Below are 14833 nucleotides of genomic sequence, written 5' to 3'. Positions count from 1 at the left end.
CCGCCGATACGCAGGAGGATTCCATGCCGACCCGCCGCACCGCACTGCTCGCTCTCGGATCGGCGGTCGCCGCGGCCGCCCTGTTGACGGCACCGTCGGCCGCCTTGGCCGGGCCGATCGAGTACACGCCCGGTTCCGACGGAGCCGGCGACCCGTACTTCCCCCTCGCGGGCAACGGCGGCACCGACGTCGTGCACTACCACCTCGACCTCGACTACACACCGGCGCCACCGGATCCGGCACCGCTCGAGGGCCAGCTCGACGGCGTCGCCACCATCGACCTCATCCCGACGCAGGATCTCAGCCGGTTCAACCTCGATCTGCGCGGCCTCACCGCCACGGACGTGACCGTGGCCGGCAAGCCGGCGACCTTCACGCAGACGGCGAACGAACTCGTCATCACGCCCACGAAGAAGGTCAAGGCGGGCAAGCCGGCCCAGGTCGTGGTCACCTACGGCGGCACGACCACGCGCCCGACGGACATCGAGGGTGCGCTCTACGGCTGGGTCACCACGCGTGACGGCGCGATGGTCGTGAGCGAGCCCGACGGCTCCGCGACGTGGTTCCCGGTCAACGATCACCCCACCGACAAGGCGACCTACTCCTTCGAGATCACCGTGCCCGAAGGCCTGGTCGCGGTCGCGAACGGGCTGCCCAGCGCTCCCGCGGCCACGGCCGAGGGGAAGACCACCTGGTACTGGGACGCACCCGATCCGATGGCCGCGTACCTCGCCACGGCCAGCGTGGGCGACTACGTCGTGGACGAGTACGTCGCGGCGAACGGCACGCCCATCTTCGATGCCGTCGATCCGGCACGTCTCGGCGACCCGTCAGCGGCCCTCGCGCTCACGAGCGACATGCTCGTCTTCTTCGAGGGCCTCTACGGCCCGTATCCCTTCAATTCGTACGGCGCGATCGTCGACGACGACTCGGTGGGCTACGCCCTCGAGACGCAGACGCGATCGTTCTTCTCGCGCACCGCGCGCGAGGGCACCGTGGCCCACGAGCTCGCCCACCAGTGGATGGGCGACCACGTGAGCCCGTATCGCTGGTCCGACATCTGGCTCAACGAGGGCTGGGCCACGTACTCGCAATGGATGTGGGCCGAGCATCGCGGCGGTGACACGGCCCAGGCGACGTTCGACGATTACCTATCGATCCCGGCCGACGACGAGGAATGGGACCTCATCGTCGCCGACCCGGGTCCACTCGGGCTCTTCCTGAACCCGGTGTACGACCGGGGTGCCGCCACCCTGCACGCCCTGCGCGTGGAGCTCGGCGACGACGCGTTCTTCGAGTTGGCGCGGGCGTGGGTGGAGCGCTTCGGCGGCGGCACCGCCTCGACGGCGGACGTCATCGCCCTCGCCGAGGAGGTGTCGGGCGACGAGCTCGACGCGTTCTTCGAGGTGTGGCTCTACACGGGTGAGAAGCCCGTCACCTGGTAGGCGGCGGACACTCCCCAACGCTCAGGACTCGGGGGCGTCGCGTCGCTCGCGCGCTGCGCGGCGCGCCGCATCCTGCGCCTCGCCGTAGGTGAGGCCGCGCGGTTGTTCGTCGGCCGGCTGCTCGGTTCCGGTGTCGGATACCGCGACGTGCTCCTCCCCGGCGATCGGCGTCGGCGCGGCGGCCGTCGCATCAGCGGGCGCGGGCGGAGCCGAGGGGGCTGCGGGAGCCGACGGAGCGGCCGGTGCCGCCGCCGTCGAGCTCCATGGCGTGGCGGTCGCCGCGACATCCGATGTGCCGAGCACTTGGCGCGCACGCGTGACGTGAGCGGGCTCGGCGATGATCAGGTAGCGCGTGGCGAGCACCTGCGCGATCGAGGTGAAGTCGCGGCGACGGCGGTTGGCGGCATACGAGACGACGCTGAAGATCATGCCGAATCCGGCGCCGATGAGGATCGCGGAGCCGAGGATGCCGAGCGACGCGCCCGTCGGCGCGAAGATGAAGAACAGCAGACCGAGGAAGGTACCGAACCAGGCGCCCGACAGTGCACCGGCACCTGCCGCCCGACCCCAGCTGAGCTTGCCCGTGATGCGTTCGACGCTCGTGAGGTCGGTGCCCACGATGGCCAGCTCCTTCACCGGGAAGTCGGCCTTCGAGAGCGTGTCGATGGCGGCCTGCGCTTCGGCGTAGGTCTCGAAGCTCGCCACGGTCTCGCCCTTGGGCAGGGTCGGGTATGCGCGTGCCATTCGGCCGCCGAACGGGGATTGGTTGCTCACGCGGCCATTCTCCCATGCGGGCACGTGCCGCCGCCGGGAACCGGTCGGGAATCCACGTTCGGGGGCTAAGTTGGTAGCGTGAGCGCAACGAGAGTCTTCGTCGCCCGACTCGCCGGCTGCGCGGTCTTCGACCCGGCCGGCGATCGGGTCGGCAAGGTGCGCGACGTCCTCGTCGTGTACCGCAAGAACGACCCTCCGCGCGTCGTGGGGCTCATCGTCGAGATCCCGGGCAAGCGGCGCGTGTTCGTCTCCATCGGGCGCGTCACGTCGATCGGCGGCGGCCAGATCATCACGACCGGTCTCATCAACCTGCGCCGCTTCGAGCAGCGCGGCGGCGAGGTGCGCGTCATCGCCGAGATGCTCGGTCGCAAGGTCGTCTTCAACGACGGCTCCGGTCAGGCGACGATCGAGGATGTCGCGATCGAGGAGCAGGAACCCGGGGAGTGGGAGGTCGACCAGCTCTTCGTGCGTCGCCCCAAGGGCGCCTCGCCGTTCTCGAAGGGCCAGTCGGCGTACGTGACCTGGCGCGAGGTGCGCGAGTTCACGGCGAAGGGCGAGGCGCAGTCCGCCGAGCAGCTCATCGCCACCTACTCGGAGCTGAAGCCGGCCGACCTCGCGAACACGCTGCTCGACCTGCCGCCGCTGCGCCGGCACGAGGTGGCCGCGGAGCTGCCCGACGACCGGCTCGCCGACGTGCTCGAGGAGATGCCCGAGTCCGACCAGGTCGACATCCTCGCCAAGCTCGGCGACGACCGCGCGGCCGACGTGCTCGACCACATGCAGCCCGACGACGCCGCCGACCTCATCGCCCAGCTCCCCGAGGAGCGCGGCGAGCACCTCCTCGAACTCATGGAGCCCGAGGAGGCCGACGACGTGCGGTTCCTCCTCTCGTACGGCGCCAACACCGCGGGCGGCCTCATGACGACCGAGCCCATCATCGTCTCGGCCGACGCGACGGTGGCCGAGGGGCTGGCGCTCATCCGCCGGCACGACCTTCCGCCGGCGCTCGGCGCGGCGGTGTGCGTGACGCTGCCCCCGTACGAGCCGCCGACCGGGCGCTTCCTCGGTCTCGTGCATTTCCAGCGGATGCTCCGCTACCCCCCGCACGAGCGCCTCGGCACGCTCATCGACCAGGGCCTCGAGCCCGTCCGCGCCGACACCTCCGCCGCGGAGGTCAGCCGCATCCTCGCGAGCTACGACCTCGTCTCGGTGCCGGTCGTCGACGAGAAGCATCGACTCGTCGGGGTGGTGACGATTGACGACGTGCTCGACTACCTCCTGCCCGATGACTGGCGAAGTCATCCCGAAGAGACCGAAGTGGGGCGCCGCGCCGCGGCGCGCGCACAGCTGACCACAGGTAGCATCCCGATCCCGCATGGAAGGAGGGCAGGAGATGGCACGCGTTGACGTCGAGAACCGCCGGTTCGACACCCCGAAGGGCATCCGCCGATCGCCCGCCTTCCGCATGGCCGGCGATCGCGACCGGTTCGGCCGCTTCACCGAATGGGTGGCGCGCGGCATGGGCACGCCGTGGTTCCTGTTCGGCCTCTCCGTCTTCGTCATCGCGTGGATCCTGTGGAACACCTTCGCGCCCGAGCGGTTGCGGTTCGACTCGATCGAGCTCGGCTTCATCGCGCTGACCCTCGTGCTCTCGCTGCAGGCCTCCTACGCAGCCCCGCTCATCCTGCTCGCTCAGAACCGCCAGGACGACCGCGACCGCGTGCAGATCGAGCAGGACCGCCAGCGGGCCGAGCGGAACCTCGCCGACACCGAGTACCTGGCCCGCGAGGTCGTGGCGCTCCGGCTCGTGGTGAAGGAGCTCGCGACGAAGGACTTCATCCGCGCCGAGCTCCGCGCCGCGATGGAGGAGCTCGACCGTCAGTCCGACGAGGAGGCCGAGCATGCCGCACGTTGACGCCGCGGCGCTCGAGCAGGGCGTCCGCGCCGCACTCACAGGTGTCATCGACCCGGAGATCCGCAAGCCCATCACCGAGCTCGACATGGTCGCGTCGGTCGCGGTCGGCGACGACGGTCGCGCGCGGGTCGGCATCCGGTTGACGATCGTCGGATGCCCCGCCAGCGACCGCATCGAACGCGACGTGCGGCAGGCCGCCGAGACGGTCGTGGGGGCCGGCAACGCCGAGGTCGACCTCACGGTGATGACGCCCGAACAGCGTCAGGCGCTCACGGAACGCCTCCGCGGCGGCCGAGCGGCGCGCGGCAACCCGTTCGGACCGGGCACGCTCACCCGTGTGATCGCGATCACGAGCGGCAAGGGCGGCGTGGGCAAGTCGACGATCACTGCGAACCTCGCGGTCGCACTCGCCGCACGCGGTCTCAGCGTGGGGCTCGTCGACGCCGACGTGCACGGCTTCTCGATCCCCGGGCTCCTCGGGCTCGTCGACGAGCACGGCAACGCCGCCCGCCCCACGCGGGTCGACGACATGATCCTGCCGCCGGTCGCGCACGGCGTGAAGGTCATCTCGATCGGCATGTTCGTGGAGCCGACCGAGCCGGGCGGACGCGCGTCATCCGTCGCGGTGGCCTGGCGAGGGCCGATGCTGCACCGCACGCTCAACCAGTTCCTCACCGACGTGTACTTCGGCGACCTCGACGTGCTCCTCGTCGACCTTCCGCCCGGCACGGGCGACGTCGCGATCTCGCTCGGCCAGTTGCTGCCGAACGCCGAGGTCGTCGTCGTCACGACACCGCAGCCCGCCGCGGCCGACGTGGCCGAGCGGTCGGGCGTGGTCGCGCGTCAGACCGGGCAGCGCATCGTCGGCGTGGTCGAGAACATGGCGGGCTTCGCCGGGCCCGACGGTGGCGTCGTCGAGCTGTTCGGCGCAGGCGGCGGCGCCCTCGTCGCCGACCGGCTCTCCGAAGGGCAGCCCTCGCCCGTTCCACTCCTCGCGAGCGTGCCGCTCAGCATCGCGCTCCGCCAGGGCGGCGATGCCGGCACCCCGGTGGTCGTCTCGGCGCCCGACGATCCGGCGGCCCGCGCGATCGAGCAGGTCGCCGAGCACCTGGCCGCCCTCCCCCGTTCCCTGGCCGGACGCCGGCTCGACGTCTCGGTGCGGTGATCGAGCGATGAGTCGGATGCCTCGCGCCCACTGTCTCCGTTCGCTCGCGCTCGTCGCCGCCCTCGCGACCGTGGCGCCCGTGCTCGGCGGGTGCGCGACACCCGCCCCGGCACCCGCGCTCCCCGACGGGCTCGCGGTCTCCATCAAGCAGGGCCGCCTCGACGTGCCGGCGGGCCGCCTCGTCGTGCACTTCGAGAACCACGGCACCACGCCCGTCACGATCGAGTCGTTCGCACTCGACATCCCGACCCTGGAACCGGGGCTCGGGCGCTCTGAGCCGATCGAGCTCGACGCCGGCGACGCCATCGACATCAGGCTCGACCTTCCGGCGAGCGTCTGCGATGCCGAGCCGAACCCGGTCGAGGTCGACCTCACGGTGGCGACTGCCGATGGCGCTCAGGAGGGTCGCCTCACCGCGGAGGACCCGTTCGACACCATCGCCCGGGTGAATGCGGCGGACTGCCTCGGCGAGTCGGTCGCCGCCATCGCGGCACTCGTCATGCCCGAGCACCTGCGCTCGACCGGCGCCGGCGCCGAGCGGCGTGCCTTCATCGATGTCCGCGTCGAGCCCGTGGCATCCGCCGACGGATCGATGCGCATCGAGCGCGTCTACGGCACCACGCTGCTGAACGCCGAGGACGGCATCGACTGGACCCTCGGCCTCGACGTCGCCGGTGGCGACGCGCCGTTCACGATCAGCCTGCCGGTGCGGCCCGCGCGCTGTGACGCCCACGCGATCGCCGACGACAAGCGCGGCACGATCCTCCCGTTCGAGATCGCGACCGATGACGGCCGGGCCGGCCGCCTCGACGTGCCGTCCGACAATGGGCTCAAGGCCGAGCTGTACGCCTACTACGGCGAGCGCTGCGGCCTCGCCGTGCCCGCCGGCTGAGGCGCCGCGGATCGAGAAGTCGCGAATGCACGGTGCCACCCTGCGAACGCGACATTTCGATCAGGGGCGGGCACGACCGGATGCTGCGACAGCTCGTCCGTTCGAATCGAGAAGTCGCGTTTGCACGGTCGCACGCTGCGAACGCGACTTCTCGACCCTCGAGGGCGATGCGGCCCGGGGCGACCGCGCCCGCTCAGTCGCGCGGCTCGACCACGCGGGCGAGCAGTTCGATCAGCAGCCGCTCCGTGAGCGGCCCGGGCAGCGCCTCGACGAGCGCGAGCACGGGCGCGAGGCGATCGGGCAGCGCTCCGCCCGCTCCCTCGCCGGCGAGGAGTCCGAAGGCGCCGAGCAGCGCCGCGGCACCGTCGGAGTCGATCCCGGCAACGGATGCCTCGGCGAGCGCGTCCGCCCCGCCCGGAACCTGCGAGGCGAGCCCCGCGACGAGCTCGCCGCCGTCGATCGTGGGCACGCCACGAACCCGGTCGGCCGCATCGATGAGCGCAACGGCGAGTTCTCCCACGACGGCGTCCGTGACGGGGGTCACCGTGAGGTGCGTGGTATGCGGCAGGCGTGAACCGTCGGATTGCGTACGGCCCGGTTGCAGCTGCACGTGCCAGCCGGATTCGCGCGCGGCATCCGCCCACTGATGCGGGTCGACCCGACGTTCGACCGGCGCCCGCTCGTCGACAGCCACCGCGAGGAGCGGACCGGTCGGCTCGCCGACCACCCGGAGTCCTTCGATGCCGCCGATCACGTCGCGGAGCTCGCGGGTGGCCGAGGCGGCTCGGGCCGTGAGCTCGGCGAAGCCGCCGGTGCCGAGCACGCGGACGATCGCCCAGGCGGCCGCAAGGGGCCCTGCGGGCTTCGACCCGGTCATCGTGGGGTTCACCACGGGGTAGCCGGGCCAGTCGGTCGTCGCGAAGTACTGGTGGCGCTGCCGGTCGCGCCCCCGCGTGAGCAGCACCGAGACCCCCTTGGGCGCGTACCCGTACTTGTGCAGGTCGGCCGAGAGGCTCGTGACGCCCGGCACGCGGAAGTCCCACGGGGGCACGGCCTCGGGCCAGAACGCCAGCGCGAACCCGCCGATGCACGCGTCGACGTGCAGGGCGATGCCGCGCGGCGCGGTGATCGCCGCGACGTCGGCGATCGGGTCGAGGGTCGCGAACGGGTACGACGGCGCACTGAGCACGACGAGCGCGACATCATCGCCGAGGCGCTCCTCGATCGCGGCCGGCGTGGGCGCACCGGTGTCGGGATCGACGGGCACGAGATCGAGCGCGAGTCCGAAGTAGTGCGCCGCCTTGTGGAATGCCGCGTGCACCGTCGTCGGAGCGACGATCCGGGGGGTGCGCGGCGTGCCGGCGCGTGCCGCGCGCCACACGTCGCGGGCCGTCTTCACGGCGAGCAGGCAGCTCTCGGTGCCGCCCGATGTGACGGAGCCGACGATGACCTCCTCACCGTCGGCGGCGGACTCGCCGTGGAAGATCCGCCGCGCGAATCCGACGACGTCCGCCTCCATTGCGGCGACCGACGTGAACGTGGTCGGATCGAGCCCGTTCACCGCCTGCGCGATCCGCGCCGCGCGGGCCGCGAGGTCGTCGAGTTCGGGCAGCCCCGAGTCGTACACGTACGAGAGCACGCGTCCGCCGTGGGTCGGCGCATCGGCGCGGCGCAACGCCTCCAGCTCCGCGAGCACCTCGTCGGGGCTGCGCTCGAAGGCGCTCATCGCAGCGCCGCCGGTGCCGCGGCATCCGCGTCGATGTCGCCCTTGCGCAGCGGATATCGGCGCAGCGGGAGGAGGCTCAGGAGCACCAGGGCGGCGGGCAGCAGGCTGAACGCGATGGTGATGCCGGCGATCGCCGCACCGGGCTGCTCGACGACGGTGGATCCGGTCGACTCGGCGTAGCCGGTCACCGCGAGCACGATCGTGAGGAGCGTCGCGCCGAGCGCCATGCCCGCCGTCTCGCCCGCCGTCCAGACGCCGCCGAAGCTGCCGGCCCGGCCGGCGCCGTGACGCCCGGCGTCGTGCGAGATGACGTCGGGCAGCATCGCCATCGGCAGCGACTGCATGCCCGCGTAGGCCGCGCCGGCGAGCGCCACCGGCGCGTACACCCACGGGCCCGGCGCCCAGAGCATGCCGACGAGGCTCGCCGCCGCGACCGCGAAGAGCGCGCTCGCGATCACGAAGCCACGCTCCTTGCCGATCCGGCGTGCCACCCGTTCCCACGCGGGGGCGCAGAGCACGGCGGGCGCGATGAGCGCCACGAACAGCGCGGTGACGAGGCGCTCGTTGCCGAGCACCCACGTGGCCACGAACTGGGCGCCCGCGAGCATGGCACCCGTCGCCAGGCCCTGCAGCACGAACGCGGTGAGCAGTGCGCGGAACGGCGCGCTCCGCCGCAGGGCCGCGATGCCCTCGGCGTAGCCGACGCCGATGCGGTGTCCGGCCGGGGCGGCCGTCGCCGAGACCTCCGACACCGGGGCGGCCGTCGCCGAGACCTCCGACACCGGAGCGGCCGTCGCCGAGGCATCCGACACCGCCATGCCGCGCGCCGCCGTCGTCGCGGCGATGAGCATGCCGACCCCGATCACGACACCCGCGACGAGCGCCATCACGAGGTACCCGAGGCGCTCATCACCCGGGAACGCGGCGCGGATCTCGGGACCGCCCGCGCCGAACAACAGGATCGCGACCGTCAGCACCACGACCCGCCACGTGAGGAGCCTCGTGCGGGCGTCGTAATCAGGCGTGAGCTCGGCGGGCAGCGCGATGTACGGCACCTGGAACACGCTGAAGGCGGTGGCCGTCGCGAGGAACGCGACGAAGACCCAGACGGCGGATGCCTCGGGCACGAGCCCCGCCGGAACCGCGAACGTCAGCAGGAATCCCACGGGCAGCGCCGCCGCGCCGATCGTCATCCACGTGCGGCGAGTGCCGGTGCGGACGAGCGCCCGATCGCTGCGCTCACCGATCCACGGGTCGACGACGACGTCCCACACCTTCGCGGCCGTGACCACGAGACCGGCGAGGAGCGCTGTCACCCCGAGCGTGTCGGTGAGGTAGTAGACGAGCACGAGTCCGGGCAGCGTCGCGAAGCCGCCGGTGCCGATCGAACCGATCGCATACCGGGTGACGACGCCGCGGGAGAGGAGTCGCTCCGGTGCGGTCATGGTGGCAGTGTACTCATCCCGCAGCGAAGTGGGACGTCTGACCTAGACTGTGCCCATGCGTGCGCCGACGGCCTCCCCCGAACTCTTCACGAGCCTCGCCGACGATGTCGTCGCTTCGGGCACCGAGACGATCAGCATGCCCTCCCCGCTCGACGGCGAAGGCATCCATGAGCTCCCGCGCTCGAGCGCCGACGACGTACGCGACGCCATCGCGCGGGCCCGGCTGGCCCATCTGGCATGGGCCCGTGCGGGCTTCGCCGAGCGCCGTCGCGTGCTCCTGCGCGCGCACGACCTGTTGCTCGACCGGCGCGAGACGCTCCTCGACCTCGTGCAGCTCGAGAGCGGCAAGAGCCGCGGCCAGGCGCTCGAGGAGGTCTTCCAGTCGGCGTCGGTGACCCGGTACAACGCGCTGTCGGCACAGCGGGTGCTCCGCGGCCGGCGCCGTCGCGCGGGCGTTCCGCTCGTGACCACGACGCGCGTGCGGTACCGGTCGAAGGGCGTGGTCGGCGTCATCACGCCGTGGAACTTCGCGTTGAGCCTCGCCGCGATGGACGTGGTGCCCGCACTCGCGGCCGGCTGCGCGGTGGTGCAGAAGGCCGACGACCAGGGGGCGCTGACCATCCTCGCGCTCCGCCGCGCGTTCATCGACGCGGGCGTGCCCGAGGCGCTCTGGGCCGTCGTCACCGGCACGGCGCACGAGGTGGGCGAGACGCTCACCGACCACGTCGACTACATCTGCTTCACGGGTTCCACGGCGGTGGGCCGCCGCATCGGCGAGAAGGCGGGCCGCCGTCTCATCGGCGCGTCGCTCGAGCTCGGCGGCAAGAACCCGCTCATCGTGCTCGAGGACGTCGACCCCGCGAAGGCGGCGGCGGATGCCGCGTACGCGTGCTTCTCGGCGATGGGCCAGCTCTGCGTCTCGATCGAGCGGCTCTACGTGCACCGGGCGGTGGCGGGCGAGTTCACCCGGGCGCTCGTGGAGCGCCTCCGCTCGGCCGAGGTCGGCACGGCGCGCGACTACACCATGGACTTCGGGTCGCTCACGAGCCGAGAGCAGCTCGAGAACGTGCAGGCGCACCTCGACGACGCCCTCTCGAAGGGCGCCACCGTGCTGGTGGGGGGCAACCCCCGCCCCGACCTCGGGCCCTGGTTCTTCGAGCCGACCGTGCTCACCGGCGTCACGCCCGAGATGCGCGTGTACGCCGAGGAGACGTTCGGCGCGATCGTCTCGCTCTACCTCGTCGATACCGAGGAGGAGGCGGTGCTGGCGGCGAACGACAGCGAGTACGGTCTCAACGCCTCGGTGCTCACGCGCTCGGCCCGCCGGGGACAGCGCGTGGCCGACGCGCTCGAGGCTGCGAGCATCAACATCAACGAGGGCTACCGGGGCACGTTCAGTTCGGTGGACGCGCCGATGGGCGGCCTCAAGGCATCGGGTGTCGGCCGCCGGAACGGACCCGAAGGTCTGCTCCGCTTCGCGGACTCCATCACCGTGTCCCGCTCGACGGGCCTCCTGCAGCTGCCACGCACCGGGCGCGAGTACGGGGCGCTCGCCGAGCTCTTCGTGCTGCTCGCGCGCGTGCTGCGCGGCGTGCGGCGGCGCTGAACCGCGGCGCGAGCCCTCGATCGTCAGGCGGCCGTCGTCAGGTCGCCTCGGAGTCGAACGGCGCCGCCTCGCCCGCGCCGAGCGCGTCGAGCTTGCGTTTGCGCTGGAGGTAGGCGGAGTTCTCGTTCACCGCGGCGCGCGCGACGACGGGTTTCTCGGGTTCGGCGAACGGATCGACCTCGGTCAGCGCCTCGCGGATGATGCGTCGCGGGTCGTATTGGCGGGGGTCGAGCTTGCGCCAGTCGACGTCGTCGAAGTCGGGACCCATCTCCTCCTTCATGCGGGTCTTCGCCCCGTTCGCCATGTCGCGCATGGAACGCACGAGACGGCCGAGTTGCGCAGCGTAGTGAGGCAGACGATCGGGTCCGAGCAGGAAGACGGCGATCACCCCGATGATGAGGAGCTTCTCGAACGTCAGACCGAACACCCCTACAGGATAGTCGGGCGGCGAGGCGTGCGAACGCCGTCGCCCGCGGGCCCGTAGGCTAATGGGTCGAGAGCCAGCCACCGGGAGTCGCCACGTGTCCGAAAGAGACCTGAACTGGAAGTACGTCGACGACTCCGTCGTCGAGACCGAGGCGGTCGTGAAAGCCCGTCAGCAGTCACTCGAGCTCGGCATCGAACCCGTCTCCCCGGCGGTCGGCGCGCAGCTCGCCGTCATCGCCGCTGCCGCGCGTGCCGAGTCCATCATCGAGGTCGGCACCGGAGTGGGCGTCTCGGGACTGTGGATGCTGCAGGCCGTGCGCGGCGCGCTGCTGACCTCGATCGACACCGAGAACGAGTACCAGCAGCACGCGCGCGAGCATTTCGCCGACGCGGGCATTGCGCCCGCACGCGTGCGGCTCATCGCCGGCCGGGCGAGCGAGGTGCTGCCGCGCATGAACGAGAACAGCTATGACGTGGTCGTCATCGACGCGGATGCCCCGTCGGTGATCGAGTACGTCGAGCACGGCCTGCGCCTGGCGAAGCCCGGCGGTTGCGTGCTCGTCGCACGAGCCCTCTGGAAAGGACGCGTCGCCGATCCCGCCCGTCGAGACGACGCTGCCACGGCGTTCCGGGAGCTCATCGCGGAGCTGTCAGCGTCCCCAGCAGTGGCAACGGCCGTCTCCCCTGCGGGAGACGGCCTGTTGCAGATCGTGAAGTTGGGCGCTTGACCCTCGCCTCAGGCGGGGTTCACGACGCCGCCGAGGACGTCGTACAGCTCCTTGGCCTCAGCGTCGTTCACCGAGACGACGAGGCGACCGCCCCCCTCGAGCGGAACCCGCACGATGATGAGGCGACCCTCCTTCACAGCCTCCATAGGCCCGTCTCCGGTGCGTGGCTTCATGGCCGCCATTGAGCTACCCCTTTCGTGGCTGTCCCCTCCATTATCGGCCATGCGAAGCGGCGCTGGGAAATCCTCGCCGGGTCTGTGGACAACGTTTACTGCCCGGTCACCACGCGTGAAGGCTCGCCGCGTGCCGATTCGTCGCCTCATCAGGGCGGAGTCCAATCCCGGCCGTCGATGCCCCAGCAGAGCAGCAGCCACCCCAGTTGGAGCGCGAGGGAGAGCGCGACCACGGCCCATCGGTACCACCGGGCGCGCGGGAGTGCGATCGCGCCCAGCAGCGGGAACAGCGGAGCGAGGATGCGGAACGTGCTCGACTGCGGGAAGAACACCGCCAGCAGGTACAGCGCGTAGCTCACGCTCCAGAGCCGGATGTCGACGCCCAGCCGCCGCACCGCCGGCGACGCGATCACGAGGCCGAATGCGACGACGACCGCGATGACCGAGATGGTTCCGAGCGGTTGCCCGAGCCACCATCCGCCCGACTGGAACCAGGCCGTGAACGGCACGAGCTCCTCGTAGCCGATGTACGCCGAGCGCCAGGCCAGCTCGGTCTCGGTGTAGCCGTGCAGCTCGCCGGTCACGGCCCACACGATCGCAGGCCAGGCGAGACCGGCGAGACCGGCGAACACGGCGACGGATGCCACGAGCACGCGCTCTCGCAGGGGGAACGCCTCCCGGTTCCGACGGAACCAGCGCCACAGCCAGTGCAGTCCGAGCGCGAGGGCGAAGGCGAGCGCGCCCGGGCGCGTGAACGACCACACCCCGATCACCGGGAATAGCCACGCGTACCGACGATCGACGAGCAGCAGCAGGGCGAGGGCGAGCCAGAGGAATCCGAGCGACTCGGCGTAGCCGAACTGCATGATCGGCGCGACCGGGGCGACGCAGAAGAGCACGACGGCGAACAGCGCGCGATCGGGCTCGAGGAAGCGCGACATGAGCCGGTGGAAGACGAGGGCGGCGCCGAGCCCGGCCAGCGTGGCGACGAGCACCGAGGCCACGTTCCACGACAACCCGAGGAGCATGAACGCCCCGACGAGCGCCGGGTAGACGGGAAGGAACGCCCAGGCGTTCTCGGCCACGTGCCCGTCGTCGGTGAGGGGCAGCTCGGCGGGATATCCGGCGGCGAGGATCACCTGGTACCAGCGCGCGTCCCACAGGTTCGAGTACTCGAACAGGTCGGGACTCGCCCCCGTCCACGGATTGGCCGCCTGCACGCTTGCAAGCCCGAGGACGAACGCGGTCGTCACCGCCCGCGCGGCGACGTAGACGAGCATCACCTTCGCCCACCACGGTGCCAGTCGCCACCGCACGCGCGGCGACCATCGCGTCGCCCGGAGGGGGTCGTTCTCCCGCTCGAGTGACGCGCTCGTCACCGCGTCGCTCAGGCCGCGCCGGTCAGCCACGCCCGAAGCGCCCGTTCGCACGACAGGATCTGGTCGCAGGCCACGCGCTCGTCGTCGGCGTGCGCCTTGAGCGGATCGCCCGGGCCGAAGTTCACGGCCGGGATGCCGAGGGCGCTGAACCGCGCGACATCCGTCCACCCGTACTTCGGCTTCGCCTGCGCGCCGACGGCACGCACGAACTGCTGCGCGAGCGGCGCGTCGAGACCCGGCCGAGCCCCCTCGGCCTCGTCGACCACCGTGAGCTCATACTCGGGGAACAGCGCGGCGACGTGGTCGATCGCCTCGGCCACGGTGCGGTTGGGCGCGAAGCGGTAGTTGACGTGCAGCATCGCCTCGTCGGGAATGACGTTGCCGGCGATGCCGCCCGTGATGCCGACCGCGTTGAGCCCCTCGCGGTACTCGAGTCCGTCGACCTCGACCGTCGCGGGCTCGTACGCCGCGAGCCGCTCGATGGCCGGCGCGAGCTTGTGGATCGCGTTCTCGCCGACCCAGCTGCGCGCGGAGTGCGCGCGGAGCCCGTACGCCCGCAGCTCGACGCGCAGGTTGCCGTTGCATCCACCCTCGACCTGTCCGTTCGACGGCTCGCCGAGGATCGCGAAGTCGCCGGTGAACAGGTCGGGTCGGTGTCGGGCGAGCCGGCCCAGTCCGTTGAGCTCCGCCGAGACCTCCTCATGGTCGTACCACATCCAGGTCAGGTCGACGATGGGCTCGGTGAGCTCGAGCGCGAGCTTCAGCTGCACGGCGACGCCGGCCTTCATGTCGACCGTGCCGCGGCCCCACAGGTAGCGCTGGCCGTCGATGGTCTCGTACCGGGTGGGCACGTTGCCGTTGATCGGCACCGTGTCGAGGTGGCCGGCGATGACCACCCGGCGATCGCGTCCGAGGTTCGTGCGGGCGACGATGGTGTCGCCGTCACGGATGAGCTGGAGGTGGGATGCACCGGCGAGCGCGGCGACGATGAGGTCGGCGAGCGTCTGCTCGTCGCCCGAGACGCTCGGCACGTCGCAGATGGCCTGCGTGATGGCGACCGAGTCGGCGGTGAGGTCGAGCGCGGCCCTGGGCGAGGCGGGAGTCGGCATGCCACGAGTCTACGGATGCCCCGGGGTCCGTCTCCGTGTCGTCATCCGGA

The 14833-nt window shown here is 71.5% G+C and carries 14 protein-coding genes; 7 read left to right on the top strand and 7 right to left on the bottom strand.

The genetic code is table 11. The features are described from left to right. Window positions 1-23 precede the first annotated feature (23 nt). Complete coding sequence (locus AB0K73_RS12555; RefSeq protein ID WP_360513417.1) at window positions 24-1445, top strand: M1 family metallopeptidase; 1422 nt, start codon at window positions 24-26, stop codon at window positions 1443-1445. 21 nt (window positions 1446-1466) lie between these two features. Here the strand turns inward: AB0K73_RS12555 and AB0K73_RS12550 are convergent, their stop codons facing one another. Then, on the bottom strand, window positions 1467-2219 hold the full coding sequence (locus AB0K73_RS12550) for a general stress protein (protein ID WP_360513419.1): 753 nt from the start codon (window positions 2217-2219) through the stop codon (window positions 1467-1469). 78 nt (window positions 2220-2297) lie between these two features. Between AB0K73_RS12550 and AB0K73_RS12545 the strand changes: the two genes are divergently transcribed. The 4 genes from AB0K73_RS12545 to AB0K73_RS12530 are packed head-to-tail and all read left to right on the top strand — an operon-like array spanning window position 2298 to window position 6191. After that, the gene (locus AB0K73_RS12545; RefSeq protein WP_360513421.1) at window positions 2298-3626 is read left to right on the top strand and encodes a CBS domain-containing protein; all 1329 of its coding nucleotides are present in this window, start codon (window positions 2298-2300) and stop codon (window positions 3624-3626) included. Beyond that, window positions 3613-4134, top strand: a complete 522-nt coding sequence (locus AB0K73_RS12540) for a DUF1003 domain-containing protein (protein ID WP_360513423.1) — start codon at window positions 3613-3615, stop codon at window positions 4132-4134. Before AB0K73_RS12545 ends, AB0K73_RS12540 begins: the two co-directional genes overlap by 14 nt. After that, a complete protein-coding gene (locus AB0K73_RS12535) occupies window positions 4121-5299 on the top strand; it encodes a P-loop NTPase (protein WP_360513425.1) in 1179 nt (392 codons plus the stop codon). The genes AB0K73_RS12540 and AB0K73_RS12535 overlap by 14 nt, the downstream gene beginning before the upstream one ends. Window positions 5300-5315: 16 nt before the next feature. Then, entirely contained in the window at window positions 5316-6191 is an 876-nt protein-coding gene (locus AB0K73_RS12530) for a hypothetical protein (RefSeq protein WP_360513427.1), read from the top strand. 193 nt (window positions 6192-6384) lie between these two features. Here the strand turns inward: AB0K73_RS12530 and AB0K73_RS12525 are convergent, their stop codons facing one another. Together AB0K73_RS12525 and AB0K73_RS12520 are read right to left on the bottom strand one after the other, a co-directional pair. Beyond that, on the bottom strand, window positions 6385-7917 hold the full coding sequence (locus tag AB0K73_RS12525) for an aspartate aminotransferase family protein (RefSeq protein ID WP_360513429.1): 1533 nt from the start codon (window positions 7915-7917) through the stop codon (window positions 6385-6387). Then, window positions 7914-9362, bottom strand: a complete 1449-nt coding sequence (locus tag AB0K73_RS12520; protein ID WP_360513431.1) for an MFS transporter — start codon at window positions 9360-9362, stop codon at window positions 7914-7916. The genes AB0K73_RS12525 and AB0K73_RS12520 overlap by 4 nt, the downstream gene beginning before the upstream one ends. A gap of 55 nt (window positions 9363-9417) precedes the next feature. Between AB0K73_RS12520 and AB0K73_RS12515 the strand changes: the two genes are divergently transcribed. Continuing rightward, window positions 9418-10968, top strand: coding sequence for a succinic semialdehyde dehydrogenase (locus tag AB0K73_RS12515; RefSeq protein ID WP_360513433.1), 1551 nt, complete (start codon window positions 9418-9420; stop codon window positions 10966-10968). Window positions 10969-11005: 37 nt separating this feature from the next. Here the strand turns inward: AB0K73_RS12515 and AB0K73_RS12510 are convergent, their stop codons facing one another. Next, window positions 11006-11395 (bottom strand): sec-independent translocase, encoded by a 390-nt coding sequence (locus AB0K73_RS12510; RefSeq protein WP_360513435.1) that lies wholly within the window; start codon window positions 11393-11395, stop codon window positions 11006-11008. Between the two features lie 94 nt (window positions 11396-11489). Here AB0K73_RS12510 and AB0K73_RS12505 point away from each other — a divergent pair, with 94 nt between their 5' ends. Next, window positions 11490-12122 (top strand): class I SAM-dependent methyltransferase, encoded by a 633-nt coding sequence (locus tag AB0K73_RS12505; RefSeq protein ID WP_360513437.1) that lies wholly within the window; start codon window positions 11490-11492, stop codon window positions 12120-12122. An 8-nt stretch (window positions 12123-12130) separates the two neighbouring features. Here AB0K73_RS12505 and AB0K73_RS12500 read toward each other — a convergent pair whose 3' ends face one another. The 3 genes from AB0K73_RS12500 to dapE form a co-directional block, all read right to left on the bottom strand. Further along, entirely contained in the window at window positions 12131-12304 is a 174-nt protein-coding gene (locus AB0K73_RS12500; RefSeq protein ID WP_067875042.1) for a DUF3117 domain-containing protein, read from the bottom strand. Window positions 12305-12444: 140 nt separating this feature from the next. Continuing rightward, window positions 12445-13704, bottom strand: a complete 1260-nt coding sequence (locus AB0K73_RS12495; RefSeq protein WP_360513440.1) for a hypothetical protein — start codon at window positions 13702-13704, stop codon at window positions 12445-12447. Further along, complete coding sequence (dapE, locus tag AB0K73_RS12490; protein ID WP_360513442.1) at window positions 13683-14783, bottom strand: succinyl-diaminopimelate desuccinylase; 1101 nt, start codon at window positions 14781-14783, stop codon at window positions 13683-13685. The genes AB0K73_RS12495 and dapE overlap by 22 nt, the downstream gene beginning before the upstream one ends. Window positions 14784-14833 lie beyond the last annotated feature (50 nt).

The sequence above is a fragment of the Agromyces sp. NPDC052230 genome (assembly GCF_040679595.1).
GTDB lineage: Bacteria > Actinomycetota > Actinomycetes > Actinomycetales > Microbacteriaceae > Agromyces.
The sequence above is the reverse complement of the archived record's forward strand: the minus strand, read 5'-3'. Positions and strand labels throughout refer to the sequence as shown.